This window comes from Prosthecobacter dejongeii (assembly GCF_014203045.1).
Lineage (GTDB): Bacteria > Verrucomicrobiota > Verrucomicrobiia > Verrucomicrobiales > Verrucomicrobiaceae > Prosthecobacter > Prosthecobacter dejongeii.
This window is the reverse complement of record NZ_JACHIF010000003.1, coordinates 51552-74527: the sequence shown is the minus strand read 5'-3', so window position 1 is coordinate 74527 and position 22976 is coordinate 51552. Positions and strand designations below refer to the sequence as shown.

Below are 22976 nucleotides of genomic sequence, written 5' to 3'. Positions count from 1 at the left end.
AAACAAACGCTGGAGGAAGGAAGCGGGAGGTGACTTACGGGCCGATCCAGCAGATTGCAAGCCCTGCGGAGAGACGAGGGAAACAATCCTGTCACATCTATGACTGACCTTGACTTCCATAGATGGATCCCCGATTGACATACCCTAAGCTTCCTGATAGCCTTTGAGCATCCCTGTATGAATGCAGCCGCCTCCTTTTTCGCCCGTTTTGCCTGCGTCTTTCTAAGCCTCAGCGTAGTGAGCTGCAAGGACTTCAACTACACTCAGGTGCAGGCCCAGAAGCGGGAGCTGGAGGCCAAAATGGCGGCTCTGAGTGCGGAAAGTCAAGACCTGGACCAGAAGCTGCAGGCCCTGCGTGAGAAGCTGCCACCCAGCGTAGCCACGACCCAACTGGCAAGTAAGCAGGTGGGTCTGCTGGAGCAGAACCTCAAGATGGGAGAGCAGGAACTGAGCAAGGCGATCCAGAGCTATGAAGCGACGAATGCGGCGGTGAAGGCCCTGGAAGCGGAGCTGGCCAGCCTGCGTGCCCGCCCGTGAGGGAGGTGGCTTTTTCCGTTCTTGTTTGACCTCTTTTTTGGATTATGAAAAACTTTTTTGCCTTACTGATTTTCGCCGCGGCTGTGGGTGGCTGGTATCTTTATGACCAGCACTCCAAGGGCCAAAAGCAGATCGCCGATCTCAGCCAAACTCTGCCTGGCTATGAGCAGAATGTGCTGACCCGCCGGGCGGACTTGCAGACCTATGTGAGCCTGCTGGAGCTGCAACAAAAGGTGCAGGCGAAGCGCGGTGAGATAGCTGCCATCCAGGAAAAAGAACGCCTGCTGAAGGACACACTGAGCCGCCTGAGCAAGGAGCGTGTGGACATCATCAACCGCGACCGCCAGGCGCAGGTGGGACGGATCATCCCGGAACTGACGCTGCTGGATGGCCGGAAACTTGCTCAAGTGCGAATCCTGAAAGTCGAAGACAGTGGCCTTTCCATCAGCCTAACCAGTGGTGTGCAAAAGCTGCTGCCGAGCGACCTGCCTGCGGATCTGCGCAAGACCCTGCACTACCCCTGAAGCTCTCGCTTTTTTTCAGTCCCCCTCCCCTCCCCCCTTTTTCATGCAGACTTTATCCCTGCCTCCGCGCCCTAGGTCTGTCATGACCTGGAAGGCCACGCTGCTGCTGGCCATCACCCCTTTTCTAACGAGCTGCTTTGAGCTGCGCCAGATCCAGGCAGAGACGGCCTCCCTGCTCCAGGAGAAGCAGGAGGTGGATCGCCTGATCCCGCTGTACGATCAGCACATCGAATACTACCGCACGCAACTCCCGCCCACCACGGTGGCCAAGATCGGCCTGAATACGGACCCTTTTTACCCGCCGCTGAGTGAGCATGTGCAAAAGGTGGAGGCGGAGCTGCTGGACCTGAAGGTGAACATGGCCAGCCGGAATACCTACCTGCAAATGCTGCGCGAGGAATCCTCCCGCCTGCACACGCTGAACAACGAATAAATCCCCCCCGATGAAGAGCATCCTAGGCATTCTTTTTTGTGTGGCTCTCGTGGGCTTTTCCTTCTTCACGTACCTGAAGGACAAGCAGATGGAGGCGTCTCAAGTGCGGGAAACCACCCGGCGGCAGTTGAACCTGTCCAAGACCGCTCTGGCGGACCGCCACAGTTATGTAGAGACGCTGAAGCGGCACTATGAGCTGCAGCGCCGGCTTTATGACTCGAACCAAGCCCTGGTGGAAGCACGCAGTGTGATGGTGGCCCTGAATGACGCCATCGAAACTCAAAAGCGCGCGTATCAAAACATCGTGGAGGCCCGCCGCGGCTCGGCCCGTGGCAGTGTCATCGAGTTCTTAGAACTGCCCGATGGCAAGGTGCTGCGCACGGCGAAGGTGCTGAACTTTGACGATACGAACCTCTCTGTGCAGACGGGCGATGGCATCCTGAAAATCCCCGCCCAGGACCTGCCAGCGCATTTGAAAGATTACTTCCGTCTGGACCTCATCGAGCCGGAAACGACGCAGGCGCTGGACACCGTGGTCGCCACCAGTTCCACCAGCTTCAAGGACAGCGCGCCGAAGCAGTTTCAATACAGCAACATCTCCATGGAGCCGACTGGCGCGGAGCTGACCTACGACGAAAAAGTGAAGGTCTTTGGCACGCACATCAATGCGATCACGAAGCGCATCAACCAACTGCAGCAGGCGAAGAATGCGCCTTTCGTCGGCATGGATGCGCACCTGAAACCAGGCACAGCGGCCTACCGCCATCGGCAGAAAGACCGTGCGCAGCGGCTGGATCGCGAGATCGCCATCCTGACCTCCAAGCGCAAGGTGCTGGAGATCCAGCGCAAGAAGTTCACCTCCCCCACGGTGACCACTCGCTGAGGCTCGACTGAGACCCCCTTTCCCCCACACGGCAGCCCGCTTCCCTGCGGGCTGCTTTTTTATGAACGTGGTCTGGGGGCTAAGTGTGCCGGAGCGCTGGGTGCCCGGATTGGCATTGCCAAAGGGGTGCGGGAGGGTGTTCACTGCGGGGTCTTTGCCTAACTCCCGATGCCTAAAGTGCCTGACCTTCGTTTTGGTCACTGATGAATTTCTCGGCTAATCTTATTTTGAAGGTGGGAGAGGGAGCTTTTAAAAAGCTACTCTTTCCAATTTAACCCTTTCGTGAACCTCCTGATTTTTTCACCCAAAAAGCGAGGATGAGAACCGCCGCGACACTACCGCCCACGGCCCAGTAGAAAGCCGTACCTCTCTCTGCATCCAGCCCTGAAACCGGCAGGAGAATTTTCTTCCCGGTAGCCGCATCAGGCTTTCCGGATGAGGGATTTTTTTCGCTAGATTTAGGGACCGATTTCTGAGCTTCTTTCACCTTGGCGGCTTTTAAGCGAGCCTCGTGATCCGCCAAAATCTTTTCTAATGGCTGGTCCCAAATAGCTCCTCCCATATCAATGCCACGAGGATGATAAGGCTGGCCATTAAGGAGAATGAGCTTGGCGTTATTGTCCGGGGAATTTGGGATCAAAGGTATGTCTGTGACGACAAAGTCCATGCGTTTCCCCTGACGATCATAGGTCCTTATTTCACGCGTAGAGATCCATTCCTGATGGTTGAAAAATACCGAAATACTTCCCGTAGGTGTGGAAATGGATTCCCGCCAACCCTCCGCCGTGCGCGTAAACAAATGGTAGGTTAGGCTACCCACAGGACTGCACGTCATACCGGCCAATTCATCTCCCATTCGATAGAATTTGCCTGGAGCTATCTTACGCCCGCCACTAAAATCGTGAACCAATTCTGCCTTCTCACCTTTGGGTTCCCACATAAAAACATTTTGTCCCGTTCCTTTGTTATAGACCTGATGAAGTTCACCTCCCTGATCTTTATATATGATGCGGTTTTGTTGTTTATCTGGTTCCGCACTGAACATGCAAGTATGGAACAAGCTAAAAAAATAGATTGCAGACAAGATATTAAAATTCATAGTCAATCTGAATTTTCACGAGAATAAGTTTCACGTGAATTTGGTTGATTTGCTATCTCGATCCAAAACAAATCCGGTCGGTTAATGCCAGAAGGAATAGCCCACGCACCTCTAGCAGCCAATGCAGAGTCCTCCCAATCGACCAAATTATCAAATTTAACTCCATAAGAAGAATCATAAATTTTACCATTAAATTTATTAACAACATGATCAGCAAAATACATACTTGGATTGTCAGTTCCTTGTGCAGGCACTGCTGTTTTTGGTATTGGATTCCAAACATCAGAAATATCCCAATTGTTTATAAACAATAGAGCTTCAGAAAAGGGATATGAAAGAGATAAACTGAAGCCTTCTTTACTTTCGTAAGCATCTTTAAACCTCCAGTTAGTCTTCGAAAATGGAATGCTATTAACGGTATTAGGATCTTCCGGCTCTATAACAACTTGTTCAGACTCATTAATGCCGTGCAGGCGAAGACAATCAGAAAATAAATTTGCCCAGTGCCCGCAGCGCCCCTTTCCTAAAGCTATAAAATTAACTATGGAGTCAAATCCAAGAGTGTCCTCATCGTGGGCATAAACCATCGGATCCGCTTGAGGATTCCCCGTTGACGGAATCACCCGACAAACTTTTCTATCCATAAATTCAGAAAAGACAGCATCCACCACCTGCTGTGGGTTGTCGCCAAGACCATGTGCATTACGACAAGCTACATTAAGAAATGTCTCTGGCAGGTAATTATAATCATCGCCTGATGGACGATCGCCACCAGTAATATAAAAGGTGTGTTTGGTCGTTCCAGCGTCTAGCCATGAGCCACTATCTCCTTCCCTCACTTGCCACTGGATCGTGAAGGCACTATTTCCCTGTCCATTGTAGAACTGAATGGTATTGTTAAGTTTTTGCTCAAAGGGAGTGCTCTGCAAAGTTAGCCAACCATCCGTATCAAAGGAAGCGCCGGTCTCTACTTCAGGCAAAGTCAGCCCTCCTGTGACGACCGCCTTCACCTGATAATAACTATAATTGAGAATGCCTCTCGTGTGAAATTTCACCTTCACAGAAAGTGGGCTCCCGCGCTTAAATGCAAGGGGGTAATTTCTTTCACCCGTCGTTTCATCCGTCTCCGCCAGCCCATCGTGGTTTTTATCCCACCAATGAGGGGCTTTATAGATAGTGTTACCATCGTCGGAACGCAAATGATGTTGTGCATTAGATAACGAGCTTTCAAAACTCACGCGATCAACACTTATCGGCTCGACGGGCTTAAAAACATAAGTGTCATTACAGTTGAGTTTAGGTTCATAGGACAGACTGACTGTTTGTCCCTCCAGTGAATTGGCAGGTAAAGTTAATTGGACAGTCTCAACATACACTTCTGGCTTGACCACACTCCCCTCCCTCCTTTGACGATAAACCGCGAAACGTAAGCTGTAGTCTTTTGTCAATAAAGTATCTGAAATAATCTGCAGCTTATGAGAAGAGTAAATTAAAATTTTACTAGTGGCATCATTGGTCTCACTATTGTGATTGTTGGAAAAAACATGGCTAGATGGAAAAGAGCGTTGAAAGCCAGGATCAAGCTTCCAATCTGCCGAGGCAGGCTGTGTGTAGGGATCTAAATCCAAATTCGGACGCGTGGCTTCGACTGACTTTTCGTCTCGTACCACCGTCGTATTGTTGTGTGTCTTTCGTGAGCAATTCCATTCATCAGGCCCCTCAGATTTTACGACGCGTAAGACATTAATTATATCAGATTTATAAGCCGTCCAACTCTTGAATTTAACGAAGTTTTCTGGATGCGGGGATTGTGTGGCGTCTTTTGGGTCACTTCCATTGACGTTTTCTTCGGCGTCCGAAATCCCATCGGCGTCTGAGTCACGTAAAAAGTCCACTCCAGTGGTGCCAGGAGGATTGTTCGGGAAAGGCCCAGTGACTCCTGCAACCGTCATTAAGAACCATTGAGATTGCTCGTTGCTAAGACTGGCACGAATCCAGCAATAACTTGGTTGAGAAGGCGCACGAAACTGGCATTTGGCAAAACCTGACGAATCACTGACAACGCTTAAGCTCGCCAGTGGGTTAGCCGTCAAATTAGTGGTCTCCAAAAGGCCTCCCTGACTTTGAAAAACCTCGAAAGTGACGTTTTCATTTGGGACCGTTACATCTCCATTTGTCACAGTCACTAATAGCCCAAACGGAGACAACTGATTTGCTAAAACTAACTGCTGATTGAACCAAGATTTTAATGTTAAAGTAGGCGCTTCAGGAAGGTTGAAGGCGAATAAGTTTTTGACCTGACCGATGTTTGCTAAGGCGTAATCATCAGTTCCACTAGAAGAAGAATTTGTCCACGCAGGAAGAGCTGTGAAAACACCCACTTCCACGAGCCTTTGATAGATGGGAAGCGCCACAGCCTTAACTTGACCTTGATTCACAACAGCAAAGTCATCGGTGTGAGAAGATGGGGTTGCCCAAGAATTGACCATGGCATTAAGTGCTGGGCCAGCCCCCCCCGTTAACTTTGCATTCATCTCTGCAATGGAGGCTGAGACAATATTCTTCAACTGCCCTTGATTGATCGCTGCAAAGTCGTCAGGAACAACACCCGGAGATAGAACGCCCCGAGTCGTCCACCAAGTAGGTGTTGGGGCATAAGGCCAAGGTAAAGATTCCGCATGAGCTCCAATTAATAAAACGGCTAAAACAACACCTGTGGTAAGCTCGCGCAGCACGCGATTTCGGCGGAGCGCCTGGAGCCAGGAGGGGATAAGCGACATGAGAGATATGTTTTAAACAGTAAGCGTTCGTTCAAAAAATAGATTAGGGTTGATTGGAGGTGGGCTGAGTCCCATTTTTATAGATCCCCATGGACAGATCTCCTGATTCAGCCACACGAATGACGCCTCCGACATGAAGATTGTCTTTTACAGTGACCATGCCTCCGAAATACGCACCATCGGCTCTAACTTGAGTAAGCTTGGTGGTTGTTTGATTTTGGGGACTGGTGTAAGAGTTACTAAGCGTCAACTCATGCGCCGCTAGGCTGGACTCATCTTTAATCCGTGCGGTATCTGTATAGACTTGGTCAGAAGTGACTACGAGTTTTTCAGCCTGGGTTTTGATGGCTTGAGTGGCGTTAAAATCTGTTCCAGGGACAGCACGTGAATAGGTAAGATTGTCTGCCAAAAGCGACATGGCTTCCCCTTCGGTGCGGGAGGGAATGCGAACACCCCCATCAAAAAGGACAAAGATGTCCCGCATGGTCGTTGCATTATTATTGGCCTCTGGCACCTGCCATACCCAATTGGCATCCGTGCGGGTAGCAGCCTGTTTGATTTTAGGACGCAGAAAGGACTGATAGACGACCTCTTCGGTTTCTGTGTAGGCATCGTGGTAAACCTCTTGAGAAGTCGTATAGCTATTTATGATCTGCCAAACCTGAGTTCCCGAGACATATTCCTGCCCAACGACGACATTTCCCCATTCTTCATGCCAGTAGCCGGGTGTCATCACGGTGGGCACAGAGACCCATAGGTTATTCTCGTCGAAGTAACCTAAATCTTCCGTGACATCCGGTACCCAGTAGGAATTAACGATGCCATACCCATAAACATCCTGGTAGTGACCTCCTATTTCCACATAGCCATATTCATGTTGCACCTGTTCTTCGATGGTGGTGTACGCAGGATGGTAAATTGTATTCGTAAATGTTTCGTTGGTCGCATCTTGCTCCACTGTTAATCGAAAGCCAGGTGCTGTGTTATTGCCAGTGGCACCGTCACTTACCTGAACAAGGCCGAAAGCCATGCTGTTGGTCAGCGTCAGGTTGGTCGCCGTGAGATTCGTGGCCAAGACAGGTGCAAATGACGGCAGGAAAAACGCTGAAAAGGCTAAAATTGGCTTAATGTAAAGCTTATTCATAGGTTATACTTATAAGATTGGATAAAATATAATTTATTTTTTATCAAATTCATTTTTCATCTTAAAGCATTATTTTAATTTAACTTAAATCTTTTTACTTGGACACGTCTCAACACATTTTCTCATTTTATATCCGAGTCATATTGATTTTTTCGCTGCGTAAAAGCAAGTGGGTAGGCAGGGCTGCGTCGGCGTGCGGAAATTTAGTCGAATTAACAACCCGCGCTCTGTCAGCGAGGCCGGAGTGATGGCGCTCGGGGGCTGAGGGAGGAGATGTCGCTTTTTTGGAAAAGGGTACCCATTTGCGAAATGGATTCTGCATGCTATGACCAGACGGTGATGCTGCTGAAGGGCACGGCTTTCCTCAAGGAAGATGGCTCTGTGCGGGTGACTGAGGTGAAGGTGGGCAATCAGCTGGTGGACTTTTACGTGCTGAATGAAAAGGAAATGGTGATCCTGGTGAAACGCTGGCTGCCACGCCCGGCGGCTGCCCCGGAGGCCGCCGCCGCCCCTGCCACCCAGGCCCAGCAGGCCCCCGCGAAACCGGAGGAAGTGAAGCCGGTGGAGGCCATCCTGAGCATCAAGGGTGGCAAGGATGAAGTGGCCCCTTCCAAAGAGATCAAGCTGAAGTTTGTGCCTACCGATTCGCCTCCTCCCGGAGTGAAAATCCAGGATCTAACGGCGGCTTTCTTTGGCAAGGATGAGGGCAAGATCATCGAAATCCTGAAGCTGCAAAAGATGCACGCGGTCTCCAACGGCGCTCCGTAAAAGCGCCTTTGGGGGCGGGGGCGCAAGGCCGAAGGTCGAGCGCAGGGTCCCCATGCGCAGCGAGGTGGGGGAATGGCCACGTCCGCAGGTACAGTATCTATCACTCTCCGAGTGATGCCGTTCGCCCCAGACATGCCTGGTTCGCGAGGGGGTGGACGGCTGGGTCCGAGGGCGTTTCTCGCGCCCCTCCGGGGCGCGGCGGGTGTGACGCGTTTTTGGTTAGGCGTGGGTCCGGGGTTTTTCGCTCGCCAAGCCTCGCTGCACCCCCGGCTAACGGCTTTCGCCCCTCCGGGGCGAGGGGGTGCAGGGAAAGGTGGGGCGCAGAGTCCCGATGCACCTCGGGGTGGGGCAACGGCTGCGTCCGCAGGTACAGTATCCATCACTCTCCGAGTGATGCGTCCGCCCCAGACATGCCTGGTTCGCGAGGGGGTGGACGCCTTTTGCGTGCGTAAGTGATCTTGGGGGGGCGTCTCTAGGACTCCGAGCATGTCGTCACATCCCGCACGCGGGACGGTCTGAGAGAGGAGAGGGGGCGAACGACGGCGTGGGGGAGTCCGGACGTGCTGGGAAGGTCAGGCGAATAGGATATTCGCGCTCCGGTCGGGGGTGTTCGCGGCTGGAGGTGTGGCGGGGGTGGACGGCTCGGTCCGAGGGCGTTTCTCGCGCCCCTCCAGGGCGCATCTCTTGCCACATCGTTGGTTATTCGCGAGTCCGGGGGGTTCGCTCGTGCCTCGCTGCACCCCCGGCTACCTTTCTTTCGCCCCTCCGGGGCGAGGGACGGTGCATGGTTTTGGAAGCTCGGGATGGAGGAGGCGGACGATGCGTGCTGGGGCGGACGCATCACTCGGAGAGTGATGGATACTGTACTGGCGGACGATGCGTTTTGGGGCGGACGGCATCACTCGGAGAGTGATGGATACTGTACTGGCGGACGGGGCGTGCTAGGGCGAACGCATCACTCGGAGAGTGATGGATACTGTACTCGCGGACGTGGCCTTCCCCCGCCCTGCTGCGCATGGGGACCCTGCGCCCTACCTTTCTCCCTGCCCCTCCCTGCCCTTTTTAAATCACTTCCGGGGTTCCAAGATTTCTTCCAGCACGCGGCCATCGGGCGCGGGCAGGGTGATGTCCAGCAGGCGGGCGATGGTGGGGGCGATGTCGAGATTCGCCATGCGGGGGAGGATGATGCCTTTTTGGATGCCTTTGCCGGAGGCGATGAAGATGCCGTCCAGTTCGGGGTCGGTGTTTGGGTAACCATGGGTGCCGCCGTAGTCCACGCTGGGGCCGGTGACGGCTTCACCGGCTGCGCCGTTGTTAAAGGCGTAGCCGGCCTTGGCATACAGCACGAGGTCGCCCATGCCCTGGTTTTCCGCTGGGGTGGGCATGCCGAGGGTGGGGCCGTCGTTGCCATCAATCACCTTGTCCACGCCCTCGGTGGCGGCGAAGAGTTCTTTGAGCTTGGGCAGTAGCTCGGCTTTGCGGGCGGGGTCCAGCACGTAGATGAAGCAGAGGCCGCCCTGGGTCATGGCGGCGACTTCGCACTGGGTGATGGCATTGCCAAAGGCTTTGGCATAACCGGCTTTTTTCAGGGCCACGTTGGGGAAGACGTAGTGGGTGACTTTTTTGAAGCCGTGGTCGGTGGCGATGACGAAGGTGGTCTTGTCCTTCAGCCCGGCTTCTTCCACGGCTTTCACGAGGTCACCCACGAGCCGATCTGTGTAGGCCAGGGCGGTGTAGCTGGCCATGTTGGCCGGGCCGTAGCGGTGGTGCATGCCGTCGGTATTCAGGGTGTGGTACAAAAGTAAGTTAGGCTTGTGCGTCTTGAGGATGTGGCTGGCGGCCAGGGTCCAGGTGAGGTCATGCCAGGCCATGTTCTTGCGCTGCGGGCCGGGGTTCATCCAGGAGATTTGCTCCGCCGTCAGCAGCCCGGCGGCGATCATTTCTTTTTCGATAGGGCGGTCCGCATTCGGCAGTTCCTCAAAGCTCCAGGTGATGGTCTCTGCATCTTTGATGGCCACCCAGTCCACTTCGGCGGTGGTGAGGCCTTCCTGGTGGGCGATGTCATAGAGGGTGGGCACATGCACGAGGCGATTCTTATGCACCCAAGGTTCGACTTTCGGCGGCTTGTTCCCTTCCCCCCGCACCAGGAGGCCATTGAAGAGCACGCCGTGTTTGCGCGGGTTCACCCCGGTGACCATGGTGGTGTGGTTGATCCAGGTGATGGAGGGGTTGGAGACGGTCATGGCCTGCGTCTGCGCGCCATCGGCGGCGAGCTTGCGCAGATTTGGCACGGCCAGGGAGGGGTCCTTCCACATCCAGGCGGGGAAGCCATCCAGACTGATGAGCACGACGTGCTGGTCTTTATCTGCCGCAGAAAGCGTCGCCGTTATACCAAGGGCCAGGAGGAGAGGTCGAAAAATCATGGGCAGACAGTACGGTCATCATAAAGGCATTCTTCAACCAGCCTGGGAGAGTTCTGTCGTGGGAAGGAGGCGAGGGGAAATCAATCTTTGATGTTTCCGTCTTCCTGCTTCATTCTCCTAGATGCTTCGCGGAAACTCCCCTCCCCCTCGCCGAATCACTTGGGGCAAAATTCTCATCACCCTCGTGGTCGTGGTGGCGGTGGGTGCCGCCGTGCTCATTGTTTCGGTCGCCGTGAGTCATGATCGGTTCAAAGAGGAGCGACTGAAGGAGGTGCCTGCTCTCTACAGAGACGATTTCAAGTTGATGGATCCCTGAGTGAGGTCCTGAGGCTGGCCCTGCCGTGTGCTTTTTTAGCGGGGTGGGAGCGCTGAAGTCAGAACCACACTTTTCTAGACCGTCCCGCGTGCGGGACGGGACTGCAGTGCGCAAAAAAAGCGCGGGTCCTTTCGGACCCGCACTCAAGATTGTCAGAGGTGTGAGGGGCCGTTTTTCACGACCGCTTTCATCACTCGTAGCTGGCCTGCTGGCCTTTGAAGTCGCGCTTCTTGATCCATGGCATCAGGCTGCGGAGGCGAGCGCCGGTCTTCTCGATCGGGTGCTTCTCGCCGTCTTTGAGCAGCTTGTTGAAGGTCTTGTAACCGCTTTCGGTTTCCTTGATCCACTCCTTGGCGAACTTGCCGTTCTGAATTTCCTTCAGAGCTGCCTTCATGCGCTTCTTGACGCTGGCGTCAATGATCTTTGGACCGACTTTGACGTCGCCCCACTTGGCGGTTTCAGAGATGGAGAAACGCATGCCGGCGATGCCGGACTCGTTCATGAGGTCCACGATGAGTTTGAGCTCATGGAGGCACTCGAAGTAAGCCATTTCAGGGGAGTAGCCGGCCTCGACCAGCACTTCGAAACCAGCCTGCACGAGGGCGCTGGTGCCGCCGCAAAGGACGGTCTGCTCACCGAAGAGATCGGTTTCGGTTTCTTCCTTGAAGTCGGTCTGGATGACGCCGCCACGGGTGCAACCCACGCCGTGGGCCCAAGCGAGAGCGATCTGCTTGGATTTTTTGGAAGGGTCCTGATAGATGGCGATGAGCCCTGGGACGCCTTTGCCTTCGGTGTATTGACGGCGGACGATGTGGCCTGGGCCTTTCGGGGCGACCATGATGACGTTCACATCCTTCGGCGGGACGACGGTCTTGTAATGGATGGCGAAGCCGTGGCTGAAGAGGAGGGTCTTGCCCTTGGTCAGGTTCGGGGCGATGTCGGCCTTGTAAACACCGCCGATTTTGGTGTCTGGCACGGCGACGAAGATGACGTCAGCGAGCTTCACAGCTTCAGCGGTGTCATAAACTTTGAAGCCTTTTTCGGTAGCGACCTTGCGGCTCTTGCTGCCGGCATACAGACCGATGATGACGTTCACGCCGCTTTCCTTGAGGTTCAGGGCGTGTGCATGGCCCTGCGAGCCAAAGCCGATCACGGCGCAGGTTTTGCCTTTGAGAGGCGCCAGGCTGGCGTCTTTTTCAGTGTAGATTTTTGCGGGCATTAGTTATGGGTCTGGTTAGAGGGCGCGCAGAGTGGTGCAACACAGGGGGATGGTCAAGGAGGAGTTGACAGACGGTTAGGCCGGGTGCAGCGCGCCCCGGCGGCCCAGCGCCCTCCTGAGGGCAGGTTTGACAACCTTTAAAGCCATACTTGCGAGGTCGAGATTCTGGCCTACATCCTCGGTATGAGACTGACCAAACGCGGGGAGTACGCCCTCCGCACCATGATTCGCCTGGGTGTCGCTGACCGCAATGGTGAAGGGGTGATCTCCGTATCCTCCCTCGCTGAGCAGGAGCACCTGCCCTTCAAATTTCTCGAAGCCATCCTGTTTGAATTGCGCACGGCGGGCTATGTGGAAAGCCTGCGCGGCAAGCATGGCGGGGCTCGTTTGGCCCGGCCTATGAGCGGGATCAAGATGGGTGAAATCGTCCGCCTCATTGATGGCAAGCTGGCCCCCATCGGCTGCGCGAGTGAGACGGAATATGAAAAGTGCACCTGCCCGGATGAGGAGCACTGCGGCCTGCGGATGCTGATGATCGATGTGCGCAATGCCATCGCCAATATCCTGGATCGCTACACGCTGGAGCACGTGGTGGAGGTGACGCTGCGCAAGCAGGAGCAGTGCGGGACCTCGAAGAAAAAGGCGACGAAAAAAACCAGCAAGGCCCGCCATGCCGACCCTGCCGATGGCTTTCTGGCGGTGCTGCTGGACACGCCGGTGTAGGGGGGCCGGGTGGGGGGAGGCCGCGTCCGCAGGTACAGTATCCATCACTCTCCGAGTGATGGCGTTCGCCCCAAGCCATCCTCTTTCGCCATGGAGCGGGCGCGGGAAGGTCTGGGAGAGGGGGCGAACGGGGGTGGGGAGGACTCCGGACGTGCTGGGAGGGTGAGGCGAATAGGATATTTGCGCTCCGGTCGGTGGGTGTTCGCGGCTGGAGATGTGGAGGGGGAGACGGCTGGGTGCGAGGGCGTTTCTCGCGCCCCTCCAGGGCGCGGCGGGGTGGTGATGCGTTGTTGGTTAGGCGGGGGTCCGGGGGTTCTCGGTGCTGCGCACCTTCACCCCCGGCTATTGTTCTTTCGCCCCTCCGGGGCGGGGGGAGGCCGCGTCCGCAGGTACAGTATCCATCACTCTCCGAGTGATGGCGTCCGCCCGAGACATCCTCGTTCGCACCCTTTCTACTTCACGTCTGAGGGGCACATCGCCATCAGGCATGCTGCGCAGGGGGACTGTGCGCTCTACCCCGCCACACTTCCCGTTAGGCCTCGATCCTAGATCGTCCCGTGTGCGGGATGGTCTGGGGAGGGAGTGCGAGCGTTGGCGGAGGTGCATTGGCCCGCCGGATCTCGCTGGCATCCTTCCAGGATGCGACCTTGGGTGCGGGTGCTTTTTTTGCCCAACCAGGGGTGCGTTCGTCCCGCATGCGGGACTCACTTTACCCCTGGCTACCGGCTGCGATGCCTCCGGCATCGGGGGGAGAAGAGGGGGCGGACGGTGGTTTCTCGCGCCCCTCCAGGGCGCGGCGGGTGGTGATGCGTTGTTGGTTAGGCGGGGGTCCGGGGGTTCTCGGTGCTGCGCACCTTCACCCCCGGCTATTGTTCTTTCGCCCTTCCAGGGCGGGGGGAGGAGGCGGACGGGTGCGCTTTGGGGCGGACGCATCACTCGGAGAGTGATGAATACTGTACTTGTGGACGTGGCTCTTCCCCCGACTGCTGCGCATGGGGACCCTGCGCCCTACCTTCCCTTGCACCCCGCCCCGGAGGGGCAAAAGAAGAGTAGCCGGGGGTGCAGCGAGGCACGAGCGAAACCCCCGGTCCTGCGAATAACCCAAAGCGCGTCAAAGCCAAAGCGCCCCGGAGGGGCGCGAGAAGGGTGCAGACGAAGCTTGGCATGGGGCGAACGGCATCACTCGGAGAGTGATGAATACTGTACTGGCGGACGTGGCCCTTCCTCTGCCTCGCCACACTTCCTGTTAGACCTCAACTCTAGACCGTCCCGCGTGCGGGACGGGACGACCATTCATAGAGCCCTTTCCGCGGGCTGCTTTCTGCTTCCCCACTTTCCTTATTTTTCCCTCCCCCTCACCGCTCCTCCACCCAGCCGGGGGCGGGGTAGCTGCCGAGCACTTTGACTTTGGCGCCTTGGGTGGTCAGGTCGGCGATGGCTTCCTGCAGGGAGGGTTCTTCGTGATGACCGCTGATCTCTAGGAAAAACCGGGCCTGCTCGCCGGTGAGGTCGCCTGGGACGGGGCGATTTTCGATCTGCCGCACGTTGACGTTTCGGCTGGCGAAGACTTGCAGCACCTCCAGCAGCGCGCCTACGCGATCGCGTGCATGCACCATGAGCATGGTGTTGTCATGCCCGGTGGGGGCGCCGCTGCGGCGGCCCAGGATGATGAAACGGGCGCGGGTGGCGTGCTCGCGCGGGGAGGTGGAGAGCACGCGCAGGCTGTGCAGCTCTGCACTCAGCGGGGTGCCCAGGGCGGCGGTGCCGGGCTCGCTTTCCGCATGGGTGGCGGCCAGGCTGGAGGAGGCGCTTTCGATGAGCGTGGCGTGGGGGTAGCACTGGCCTAACCAGGGACGGCACTGGGCCAGCATCTGGGGGTGCCCGTAGATGACTTTGACGGAGGCGGCATCACCCTTGGCCATGACGACGGTTTCCACTTTCCAGAGGATCTCGGCGTAGATCTGCAGCTCTGAATCCACCAGGTGATCCAGCGTGTGGTGCACGGCCCCTTCGGTGGAGTGCTCGATGGGCAGCACGCCGTAGTCCACGCCCTGGCAGGCCACGCGGGAAAAGACGCCCTCGGTGCTGGCCTCGGCCACGTAGGAGACGCTGTTGCCAAATTTATTGATGGCCACCTGGTGGGTCCAGCTCCCGGCGGGGCCGAGAAAGGAGATCTTCATGCTGTTTTCCAGCGCTAGGGCCGCGCTCATGATCTCGCGGAAGATGGCTCGGATGGCCTTTTCCGTGAGCAGGCCCTGCTGGGCGGCATTCAGCTCGCAGAGCTTGCGCAGCAGTTTGTCCTCGCGGCCGGGGACGTAGATGTCCAGGCCGTCTTTCTTTTTGATCTCGCCGATGACGTGCACCAGCTCGGCCCGCTCATTGAGCAGGCGGATGAGCTGTTGATCGATGGCGTCAATCTTGATGCGGGTATCTTCGAGGGACATGGGCATTACTCAGAGGCGGCGGGGGCGAGGGAAAGCTGGGTTTCCTCCGGGGCAGCGGCCCCAGGTTGTTCAGAGTCTGGGGTGGGCAGCTTCACGCGGCGCAGCTCGCTGGCGTTTGGCAGCTCGTCCAGCGTGCGCACGGCAAAGTGGTCCAGGAAGGCATCCGTGGTGCCATACAGCAGGGGGCGGCCGGGCAGATCCGCCCGGCCTTCGATCTTCACCAGCCCGCGATCCACGAGCTGCTGCACCATGGCATCCACACTCACGCCGCGCACGGCCTCCACACCGGCTTTGGTGATGGGCTGGCGGTAGGCGATGATGGCCAGGGTCTCCAGCGCAGGCTGGCTGAGGCGCTGCACTTTTTTCCCGGGATAAAGCGCGCGGCACCACTCCACATAGTCCACTTTGGCACAGAGTCGCCAGCCGTGGCTGCGCTCCACAATGGTGAAGGCGCGGCCGTCAGCCTCGTAATGCGCCACCAGTTCATCAATGGCCACGCGCAGGCTGAGCTCATCCACCGTCAGCAGGGGCTCGATCCATTCCGGCACCGTTTCGCCCTCGGGCGTGGCATCGCGGATGTCCTTCGCCGTGTCCTTCACCGCCGTCACCATCTGCGTCAGGGGCAGAGGCTCCTGGGTCGCAAAGAGCAGGGATTCAACGATGGCGTTCAGGTGCATGACTGGCCTGCCACCCAAAGCGAGCCAGCCGGGGGAGTCAAGCCGGGCTTCCGGGGGGGGGCTAGGAGGGGAAGGCCCCGTGGGCTCTTTTGCCCGCGATCGCTCCCTTTTACCCCCCGGCGCGCTCCTTTTAAAATCCCCCTAGCGCTGCCCCAGGTCCCGCCCACAGTGCGCCATGCTACGCCCCGCCCTGCTCACCACCTTTGCCCTCCTGGGCAGCCTGCCTGCCGCCACGCCCTACTTTCCCCCGCCGGATAGCGCCGGGGGCTGGCGCGAGGCGACGGAGGTGAAACCCGCCCGCGACCTGGCTGGCGTGGACGTGGCGAAGCTGGAGCCCGCCTACATCACGGCGGAGCGCAGCACGGCGAATGGCGGCCTCGTCGTCGTGCGGCGCGGTTACCTCGTGTTCGAGCGTTACTTTGGCAAAGCCAGCCGGAATGCGAATCCCGACATGGCCTCCACCGGCAAGGCCTTTTGCAGCATCGCCTGCGGCATCATGCTGGAGGAGTTTAAGGACAAAATCCCCCAGGGGCTGGACACGAAAGTTTTCAATGAAACCTACCTGCCCCAGGCCCTACCGCTGAAAGATCCCCGCCAGGCGCAGATCACCCTGGGCCAGCTCCTCTGCATGACCGCCGGCTACTGGGGCGAAGGCCAGGCCCCCAGCGGTTATGTGAAAGGCGACCCGAAACCCCGTCCGCTGAAGCCCGTGAAAGGCCAGGATGTGAAGGCCATTGATCAGTCCTCCCTGGACGTGCCGCTGTGGTGCGATCCCGGTGCTGGCTACTCCTACTCCAGCCCCTCCCCCCACATCGCCAGCATCGTCCTGCGCAACGTCAGCGGCATGGAGCTCAAAGACTACCTGCACACCCGCCTGGCCGTGCCGCAGGGCTGGGGTGCGTGGAACTACTGCCTCTACCGGGGAGATACTGTCATGGCGCATGCCAATGGCGCGGGCAGCACCGCGCTGCATGCCACGGATGTCATGCGTTTTGGCTACTGCCTCGCGCAGAAAGGCCAGTGGCAGGGCCAACAGCTCGTGCCCGCCAGCTACATCGAAAAATGCCAGACCTGGAGCCCGTACAACCCCCACACCCCCTTCAGCCTCCAGTGGGAGCACAATGCCGATGGCCACGTGGCCGGGGCCCCGCGCGATGCCTTTTGGAAATCCGGTGCGGGCGGCTTTTGCCTGTATGTGGTGCCCTCGCTGGACCTGGTGGTGTACAAACTGGGCGGCAAAGACGGCCAGTATGATGAAAAGCTGACCCGCCTCCCCCAGCCCCCACCCACTAGCGACCGCACTGGCTGGCAGCCACCCGTGACGAATGCCTTCTTCGAAGGTCCCGGCGGCCTCGGTCGCCTGCTGGAAATGGTCTGCGCTGCCGTGCGCGTGGACTGAGGAGAAAACGTTTTTTTTAAGAGGATGGACAGGGTAGGGGCACGGCCCGCTGGCCGGAGGTTCGTGCCTTGTCGTCCCGTCCCGCATGCGGAACGGTCTGGGCAGCAGGGCGGACGGGAAGTGCGGGATATTGAGAGCGGGAGGGCGTTTCTCGCGCCCTTCCAGGGCGCATCTGGTGGGGGTGCGTTGTTGGTTAGGCGGGGGACCGGGGGTTTTCGGTGCTGCGCACCTTCACCCCCGGCTATGATTCTTTCGCCCCTCCAGGGCGGGGTGCAAGGGGCAAAGGTGGGGCGCAGGGTCCCCATACGCAGCGGGGTGAGGGGAAGGGCCAGGTCCGCAGGTACAGTATCCATCACTCTCCGAGTGATGCCGTCCGCCCCAGACAGGCCACGTCCGCCCCCTGGCACCGGCAAGGTGTGAGCACTTCCAGCCCTCTTCTTCCCCGCTCGATGAGGCCAGGATGGCCTCACTCCTTGAGCCTGCACACGTCCGCCAGTACAGTATCCATCACTCTCCGAGTGATGCCGTCCGCCCCAGAACGCATCGTCCGCCCCCTCAGTCCCCCGATGCCGGAGGCATCGCAGCGGGTAGCCCGGGGTCAAGTGAGTCCCGCCTGCGGGACGAACGCACCCCTGGTTGGGCAAAGACGTCGCCCCACCCAAGGTCGCATCCTGGAAGGCTGCCAGCGGTGTGGCCATCTCCGCCGACCTCGAAAGGGTGCAAGCGACCTTTCTCGCGCCCCTCCGGGACGAGGGGGAGGTGCTTTGGGGAGATCGGAATGAAGGAGCGAACGAAGTGGTTCGGTCCAGGAGGAACGAGGGCTGATTGAGAGCCGATGAAGGGGGGGCTGGGTCTGAGAGCGCGATGCTACGAATATTCGATTTTTGGTTTATATCCTACTTGACGGGTGTAGATATGAAAGATAGGAATTGGGCGTCTATGAGTCAAAACACCGCCGAAACAGAATCCGAAGCCTGGTTGGAAATCGTCCGTCAAAAGGTCGGCGCCATGCGTTTTGGCTCGGTGCAGATCATCGTCCATGAGGGGCGGGTGACGCAGGTGGAGAGCACGGAGAAGACCCGCCTTTCCTCTGAGACCACGCAGATCCCTGTGAAGAAGTAGTCCCTTGCCGCTCACGCTATCATGCCTACCTTTCCCCCTGTTCACCTCTCCCGCAGCCGTCACACGCCGCTGCGGCCAGCCCCTTCACGCCTCATTTTGGAAAGCCTGCCACCAGACCAGGGGATCTACATCCCTAAGATCATCAGCAAACCGCTGAAGAAGGGCCAGGGCTATAAGTTTGGCATCTTCGGCGGGATCCATGGCGATGAGGAAGCGGGCACGCTGGCCATCCAGGAGCTGATCCAGTGGGCGGCGGAAAAGCCGGAGGAGCTGCATGACTTTGAGCTGCACTTTTTCCCCATCTGCAATCCGACAGGCCGGAACCTGGGCATCCGCCACAATCAGAATGGGCTGGATCTGAATCGCGAATTTTGGTACGGGTCCATCGAGCCTGAAATCATCTACCTGGAAAGCGAGCTGCGCCGCGAGCGCTACGATGGCATCGTCTCTCTGCATGCCGATGACGACTCTGATGGCTGCTACGGCTTTGTCAGTGGGGCCCTCCTCAGTGAGCACCTGCTGGAGCCTGCGCTGACGGCGGCGGCGGAATCTCTGCCACGCAATGAGCTGCCCATCATTGATGGTTTCCTCGCCTCCCGCGGCATCATCAAAGAAGGGTATCACGGCATCCTCAGCGCGCCGCCGGAGCAGCATCCGAAGCCGCTGGAGATCGTCTTTGAAACGCCCGCGCTGGCCCCCATGCACCATCAGGTCAGCGCCACGGTGGCAGCGGTGAAGACCATCCTGGCGGAATACCGCCAGCTCCAGGCCTACGCGGCGAACTTGTAATCTTTCTCTCCCCCCCCCGGGGCGCGCCCTCGGCCGCCACTTTCGGTCTCGGGCCCGTTTTCTCGGTGCCCGCAAAAGGTCTTTCCCAGCCGAAGTGACTGAGGGCGCATGCCCTGCCTATGGGCGAGTCTGCACCTGAGCTCAGGCGTGCTTTTTTTAAGCGAGCATGCTGGGCGGGGTTTCTGCTCGTCTTGGGCTTCATCCCTCGTCCCCTCCCCCGATGCTGCTGCTGCTCCTCGCCATCTCTGCCACCGTTCTCGTCGTGTCCTTCACCTGCTCTTTGACGGAGGCGGTGCTGCTGAGCCTGAATCCTCTGGAGCTGAAGTTGCAGGAGAAAAAGGGCATCCGCAGTGCGGGGCGCTGGCTGGAGATGAAGAACGCCATCGAGCGGCCCATCTCCGCCATCCTGGTCTTTAATACCCTGGCAAATACGGGCCTGGCCACGCTGGCGGGTGCGCTTTTCACGGGCCTCTATGGGGCGGAGTGGCTGTGGGTCTTTTCCATCCTCATGTCCATCCTGGTTCTCTTCGGTGGGGAGATGGCGCCGAAGATCATCGGTGTGCATCATGCGGCGCGTTTTGCCCCCCGGCTCATCGGGCCGCTGACTCTCATGCTGCGCCTGTGCTACCCGCTGGTGCTGCTGATGGAAAAATTTTGCGAACGGCTGAAGAGCCGCACGTCCGATGGCCGCAGCCAGAGTGACCACATCATGGACATCATCACCCTGGTGCAGGCGGCGAAGGCGGAGCAACTGCTGCATAACCAGGAAGAGATCATCATGATCCACGCCGCCACCCTCAGCGCACGGCGGGTGAAGACGGCCATGGTGCCGAAGGAGGCGGTGCGTGTCTTCGATGCGCGCCTGTCTCTGCTGGAAAACGTCCAGGCGGTAGGGCCGAAGCTGCATCGCAGTTACCCCGTCAGCCTGGATGGCAGCCCGGACAGCTTGATCGGCTACATTCGCGTGCGCGAGCTGTTTGTGCAGAACCTCACCACGCCGGCCACGGCTGACTGGACGAAGCTGATCCGCCCGGCCCTGCACATGAATGGCCAGGCCTCCCTCACGCAGCTACTGGCACTGTTTTTGGAAAAGCAGGAAGTGGCTGCGCTGGTGGACGCCCCCGGTGGCCGCATGGCCGGGTGGATCACCCTGGATGACGTGATGAAAGTGCTGATGGGTGCGCGTGTGTAGCCGTGGGGTGGGAGGAGCAAGGGGGAAAGGTCGGGCGCAGGGTCCCCAGGCGCAGCGGGGTGGGGAAAGGGTCACGTTCGCAGGTACAGGATGAATCACTCTCCGAGTGATGCGTCCGCCCCAGCCAGGCTTCGTTCGCGAGGGGGCGAACGGCGGCGTGAGGGACTCCGGGCGCACCGGGAAAGTCAGGCGAATAGGATATTCGCGCTCCGTCGGCGGGCCTGCGATGTCGGAGGTGTGGAGGTGTGGAGGGGCGGATGGCTCGGTGCGAGCACCTTTCTCGCGCCCCTCCAGGGCGCTTTGGATTTGCCGCGTTTTTTGTTAGGCGTAGGTCCGGGGGTTATCGCTCGCCGAGCCTCGCTCCACCCCCGGCTACCGGCTTTCGCCCCTCCGGGGCGGGGGCGCAGCCCCCTTTTACCAAGGCCACAGCAGCAGCAAGGCCGTGCCCGCCGCCAGTGCCAAGCTAAAGGCCACCGCTGTGCGCAGCAGCAAAGCGCGTGAGCCCAACACCGCGACGGTGCCCAGTTTAAAAACAAAATTCGCCATGGCCGCAATCAGGATGGAGTGCCAGGCCAGGCGCGTGGTGATGCTGCCACTGGCCGCCATCTGCGTGGTGGAAAGCGTGATGGCATCCATGTCCGTGAGGCCAGAAATGGCGCTGATGGCGTAGAGCCCCGTTTCGCCAAAGCGCGCCTTCGCCTCTGCCACGCCATAGATCACCAGCGCATACAGGAGACCAAAAAACAGCGCTGACTTAAACTCTGCCGGGTTCTTTTGCTCCGCCATTTCCCCAGGGTGCCGACGACTGATGAGATACAGTGTGCCCGCGATGAGCAGGCAGGCCCCCAGCATGATCCCCAGCGGTGCAGCCAGCGCCTGCAAGATGCCGGGCGCCACCACTGCCACCTCCACCAAGACGCGCACCAGAGAGATGCACGAGGCCATCATGATGATGAACGCGCCCAGCGGGGCCAGATTCGCCTCCGCCGCGCAACGCCGGGCAAAGCTCACCGTCGTTGCCGTACTGGAAACCAGGCCGCCGATGAGTCCGCCCAGCAGTGCCCCCGCCTTTGCCCCAAAGAGTTTGTAGAGCACGTAACCGCTGAGGCTGATGCCGACGATGAAGACGACCATGAGCCAGATTTTAAAAGGATTCCACACCCCATACGGGCCGTAGGCTTCATTCGGCAGCACGGGTAAAATGATGATGCTGATGAGCACCAGTTGCATGATCGCGCGCATGTCATGTGGCCCCATGGCTGTGACGGCGCGGTGCATCGGCTCCTTGAGATGCAGCAAGATGACCATGATGCCGCCCAGCACCAGCGCAGGCCCGATGCTGCCGAGGACGATGTAGGCACCGACGGCATAGAGGAGCAGCGCAGCAAACTCAGTGGTCGTCCCCGCATCCGTCTCGCCACTGCGGATCTTCGTGTAGTTGGCAAAGACAACGATGGCCGTCACCGCTAGCAGGCCAGCCGCTAGCACCCACGCCGTGGTCACGCTGGAAAGCTGCGCACACACCGTGCCCAGCAGGGCGATGAAAGGAAACGTGCGGATGCCCGCGATGATGCTTTCAGATCTCTCCCTCTCCAGCCCCAGCAGCAAGCCCAACCCGAGGGAAATGACGAGTTGCTGCAGGCTGAGGAGTTCATTCGGATTCATGAGGGCAGGGAGGCGAGGTTATACAAGAGCGCTTTTGGTTAGGCGAGGATGCATTATGGAGGCGGGTGCACGGTGAGGCTCAAAGGATTCGGATGAGAGAGGGATTTTGAAGGTATGCCGTGTCTTCAAAAGGGGCCATCGCGAGACCAAGCACGTGAGGGGCATGGGATCGTCGCTAAGAGCCGGTGGCAGCAGGCCCGTAGCTGCCTGCGCCAGCAGGTGGAATGGGAAAAGGTGGCGTGGTGGATGACAACCGGAGGCCAAACGGTTCAAGGGGACGGGTGGGCCGTTAAAACGAAGTTCCGCGAGACGCGAAACTCAGCACGCAAGATGTCTGCGCGCCCCTCGCGAACGTGGCTTGGCTGGGGCGGACGCATCACTCGGAGAGTGATTCATCCTGTACCTGCGGACGTGGCCTTTCCCCCGCCCCGGAGGGGCGAAAGCGGGTAGCCGGGGGTGGAGCGAGGCTTGGCGAGCGGGAACCCCCGGACCTACGCCTAACAACACACGCGTCAAAGCCAAAGCGCCCTGGAGGGGCGCGAGAAGCGCACACGGAGCGAGACATCCACACCTCCGCCACCGAAGGCCCACCGACGGAGCGCGAATATCCTATTCGCCTCACCCTCCCAGCACGCCCGGAGTCCTCCACACCGCCGTTCGCCGTGCAGTATGCATCACTCTCCGAGTGATGCGTCCGCCCCCTGCCATCCTCGTCCGCTATCGAAGGTCTTCACCCCAGCATTCCCGCTTTTCCCCAAGACCGTCCCGCGAGCGTGACATGACGACCAGGCACGGGGTCCCAGCGGCGGGCTTATCCCCTACTCTATAAATTCCTTGAA

General features: G+C 58.5%; 19 protein-coding genes. 11 read left to right on the top strand and 8 right to left on the bottom strand.

The features are described from left to right. Positions 1-177: 177 nt before the first annotated feature. The 4 genes from HNQ64_RS08300 to HNQ64_RS08285 all read left to right on the top strand — a co-directional run bounded on the left by HNQ64_RS08300 (position 178) and on the right by HNQ64_RS08285 (position 2377). Complete coding sequence (locus tag HNQ64_RS08300; protein WP_184207420.1) at positions 178-537, top strand: hypothetical protein; 360 nt, start codon at positions 178-180, stop codon at positions 535-537. Between the two features lie 44 nt (positions 538-581). Continuing rightward, positions 582-1061: a hypothetical protein gene (locus HNQ64_RS08295; protein ID WP_184207417.1), complete on the top strand. Its 480-nt coding sequence runs from the start codon at positions 582-584 to the stop codon at positions 1059-1061. Positions 1062-1143: 82 nt separating this feature from the next. Then, positions 1144-1494, top strand: coding sequence for a hypothetical protein (locus HNQ64_RS08290; protein ID WP_184207415.1), 351 nt, complete (start codon positions 1144-1146; stop codon positions 1492-1494). Positions 1495-1504: 10 nt separating this feature from the next. After that, positions 1505-2377 (top strand): hypothetical protein, encoded by an 873-nt coding sequence (locus HNQ64_RS08285; RefSeq protein ID WP_184207413.1) that lies wholly within the window; start codon positions 1505-1507, stop codon positions 2375-2377. Between the two features lie 271 nt (positions 2378-2648). Here HNQ64_RS08285 and HNQ64_RS08280 read toward each other — a convergent pair whose 3' ends face one another. The 3 genes from HNQ64_RS08280 to HNQ64_RS08270 are packed head-to-tail and all read right to left on the bottom strand — an operon-like array spanning position 2649 to position 7400. Further along, entirely contained in the window at positions 2649-3476 is an 828-nt protein-coding gene (locus tag HNQ64_RS08280; protein WP_184207411.1) for a hypothetical protein, read from the bottom strand. 2 nt (positions 3477-3478) lie between these two features. After that, positions 3479-6256: a transglutaminase domain-containing protein gene (locus HNQ64_RS08275; protein WP_184207409.1), complete on the bottom strand. Its 2778-nt coding sequence runs from the start codon at positions 6254-6256 to the stop codon at positions 3479-3481. 43 nt (positions 6257-6299) lie between these two features. After that, positions 6300-7400: a hypothetical protein gene (locus tag HNQ64_RS08270; RefSeq protein WP_184207407.1), complete on the bottom strand. Its 1101-nt coding sequence runs from the start codon at positions 7398-7400 to the stop codon at positions 6300-6302. Positions 7401-7709: 309 nt separating this feature from the next. On the opposite strand from HNQ64_RS08270, the gene HNQ64_RS08265 reads away from it, so the two are divergent. Next, the gene (locus HNQ64_RS08265) at positions 7710-8168 is read left to right on the top strand and encodes a hypothetical protein (RefSeq protein WP_184207405.1); all 459 of its coding nucleotides are present in this window, start codon (positions 7710-7712) and stop codon (positions 8166-8168) included. A gap of 1067 nt (positions 8169-9235) precedes the next feature. Here the strand turns inward: HNQ64_RS08265 and HNQ64_RS08260 are convergent. Further along, positions 9236-10591: an alkaline phosphatase family protein gene (locus HNQ64_RS08260; protein ID WP_184207403.1), complete on the bottom strand. Its 1356-nt coding sequence runs from the start codon at positions 10589-10591 to the stop codon at positions 9236-9238. A gap of 121 nt (positions 10592-10712) precedes the next feature. Here HNQ64_RS08260 and HNQ64_RS08255 point away from each other — a divergent pair, with 121 nt between their 5' ends. After that, on the top strand, positions 10713-10907 hold the full coding sequence (locus HNQ64_RS08255) for a hypothetical protein (protein WP_184207401.1): 195 nt from the start codon (positions 10713-10715) through the stop codon (positions 10905-10907). Positions 10908-11097: 190 nt separating this feature from the next. On the opposite strand, the gene ilvC is transcribed toward HNQ64_RS08255, so the two are convergent. Continuing rightward, entirely contained in the window at positions 11098-12126 is a 1029-nt protein-coding gene (gene ilvC / locus HNQ64_RS08250; protein ID WP_184207399.1) for a ketol-acid reductoisomerase, read from the bottom strand. A 183-nt stretch (positions 12127-12309) separates the two neighbouring features. Here ilvC and HNQ64_RS08245 point away from each other — a divergent pair, with 183 nt between their 5' ends. Next, on the top strand, positions 12310-12849 hold the full coding sequence (locus HNQ64_RS08245) for an RrF2 family transcriptional regulator (RefSeq protein WP_184207397.1): 540 nt from the start codon (positions 12310-12312) through the stop codon (positions 12847-12849). A gap of 1355 nt (positions 12850-14204) precedes the next feature. Here HNQ64_RS08245 and pheA read toward each other — a convergent pair. Both pheA and scpB read right to left on the bottom strand, forming a co-directional pair. After that, entirely contained in the window at positions 14205-15293 is a 1089-nt protein-coding gene (gene pheA, locus HNQ64_RS08240; protein WP_184207395.1) for a chorismate mutase, read from the bottom strand. A gap of 5 nt (positions 15294-15298) precedes the next feature. Next, positions 15299-15970, bottom strand: a complete 672-nt coding sequence (gene scpB / locus HNQ64_RS08235; RefSeq protein ID WP_184207393.1) for an SMC-Scp complex subunit ScpB — start codon at positions 15968-15970, stop codon at positions 15299-15301. 175 nt (positions 15971-16145) lie between these two features. On the opposite strand from scpB, the gene HNQ64_RS08230 reads away from it, so the two are divergent. From HNQ64_RS08230 to HNQ64_RS08215, 4 genes are all read left to right on the top strand, one after another. Beyond that, complete coding sequence (locus HNQ64_RS08230) at positions 16146-17369, top strand: serine hydrolase domain-containing protein (RefSeq protein ID WP_184207391.1); 1224 nt, start codon at positions 16146-16148, stop codon at positions 17367-17369. Positions 17370-18308: 939 nt separating this feature from the next. Then, positions 18309-18491 (top strand): YezD family protein, encoded by a 183-nt coding sequence (locus tag HNQ64_RS08225; RefSeq protein WP_184207388.1) that lies wholly within the window; start codon positions 18309-18311, stop codon positions 18489-18491. A gap of 21 nt (positions 18492-18512) precedes the next feature. Beyond that, positions 18513-19280, top strand: coding sequence for a M14 family zinc carboxypeptidase (locus HNQ64_RS08220; RefSeq protein WP_184207386.1), 768 nt, complete (start codon positions 18513-18515; stop codon positions 19278-19280). Positions 19281-19500: 220 nt separating this feature from the next. Then, complete coding sequence (locus HNQ64_RS08215; protein ID WP_184207384.1) at positions 19501-20472, top strand: CNNM domain-containing protein; 972 nt, start codon at positions 19501-19503, stop codon at positions 20470-20472. Between the two features lie 414 nt (positions 20473-20886). Here HNQ64_RS08215 and HNQ64_RS08210 read toward each other — a convergent pair whose 3' ends face one another. Further along, positions 20887-22137 (bottom strand): MgtC/SapB family protein, encoded by a 1251-nt coding sequence (locus HNQ64_RS08210; protein ID WP_184207376.1) that lies wholly within the window; start codon positions 22135-22137, stop codon positions 20887-20889. Positions 22138-22976 lie beyond the last annotated feature (839 nt).

Excerpts from the sequence above, each read along its gene's own strand:
- HNQ64_RS08300 (WP_184207420.1), top strand. The coding sequence starts at position 178 with ATGAATGCAGCCGCCTCCTTTTTCGCCCGTTTTGCCTGCGTCTTTCTA.
- HNQ64_RS08295 (WP_184207417.1), top strand. The coding sequence starts at position 582 with ATGAAAAACTTTTTTGCCTTACTGATTTTCGCCGCGGCTGTGGGTGGC.
- HNQ64_RS08290 (WP_184207415.1), top strand. The coding sequence starts at position 1,144 with ATGACCTGGAAGGCCACGCTGCTGCTGGCCATCACCCCTTTTCTAACG.
- HNQ64_RS08285 (WP_184207413.1), top strand. The coding sequence starts at position 1,505 with ATGAAGAGCATCCTAGGCATTCTTTTTTGTGTGGCTCTCGTGGGCTTT.
- HNQ64_RS08280 (WP_184207411.1), bottom strand. The coding sequence starts at position 3,476 with ATGAATTTTAATATCTTGTCTGCAATCTATTTTTTTAGCTTGTTCCAT.
- HNQ64_RS08275 (WP_184207409.1), bottom strand. The coding sequence starts at position 6,256 with ATGTCGCTTATCCCCTCCTGGCTCCAGGCGCTCCGCCGAAATCGCGTG.
- HNQ64_RS08270 (WP_184207407.1), bottom strand. The coding sequence starts at position 7,400 with ATGAATAAGCTTTACATTAAGCCAATTTTAGCCTTTTCAGCGTTTTTC.
- HNQ64_RS08265 (WP_184207405.1), top strand. The coding sequence starts at position 7,710 with ATGGATTCTGCATGCTATGACCAGACGGTGATGCTGCTGAAGGGCACG.
- HNQ64_RS08260 (WP_184207403.1), bottom strand. The coding sequence starts at position 10,591 with ATGATTTTTCGACCTCTCCTCCTGGCCCTTGGTATAACGGCGACGCTT.
- HNQ64_RS08255 (WP_184207401.1), top strand. The coding sequence starts at position 10,713 with ATGCTTCGCGGAAACTCCCCTCCCCCTCGCCGAATCACTTGGGGCAAA.
- ilvC (WP_184207399.1), bottom strand. The coding sequence starts at position 12,126 with ATGCCCGCAAAAATCTACACTGAAAAAGACGCCAGCCTGGCGCCTCTC.
- HNQ64_RS08245 (WP_184207397.1), top strand. The coding sequence starts at position 12,310 with ATGAGACTGACCAAACGCGGGGAGTACGCCCTCCGCACCATGATTCGC.
- pheA (WP_184207395.1), bottom strand. The coding sequence starts at position 15,293 with ATGTCCCTCGAAGATACCCGCATCAAGATTGACGCCATCGATCAACAG.
- scpB (WP_184207393.1), bottom strand. The coding sequence starts at position 15,970 with ATGCACCTGAACGCCATCGTTGAATCCCTGCTCTTTGCGACCCAGGAG.
- HNQ64_RS08230 (WP_184207391.1), top strand. The coding sequence starts at position 16,146 with ATGCTACGCCCCGCCCTGCTCACCACCTTTGCCCTCCTGGGCAGCCTG.
- HNQ64_RS08225 (WP_184207388.1), top strand. The coding sequence starts at position 18,309 with ATGAGTCAAAACACCGCCGAAACAGAATCCGAAGCCTGGTTGGAAATC.
- HNQ64_RS08220 (WP_184207386.1), top strand. The coding sequence starts at position 18,513 with ATGCCTACCTTTCCCCCTGTTCACCTCTCCCGCAGCCGTCACACGCCG.
- HNQ64_RS08215 (WP_184207384.1), top strand. The coding sequence starts at position 19,501 with ATGCTGCTGCTGCTCCTCGCCATCTCTGCCACCGTTCTCGTCGTGTCC.
- HNQ64_RS08210 (WP_184207376.1), bottom strand. The coding sequence starts at position 22,137 with ATGAATCCGAATGAACTCCTCAGCCTGCAGCAACTCGTCATTTCCCTC.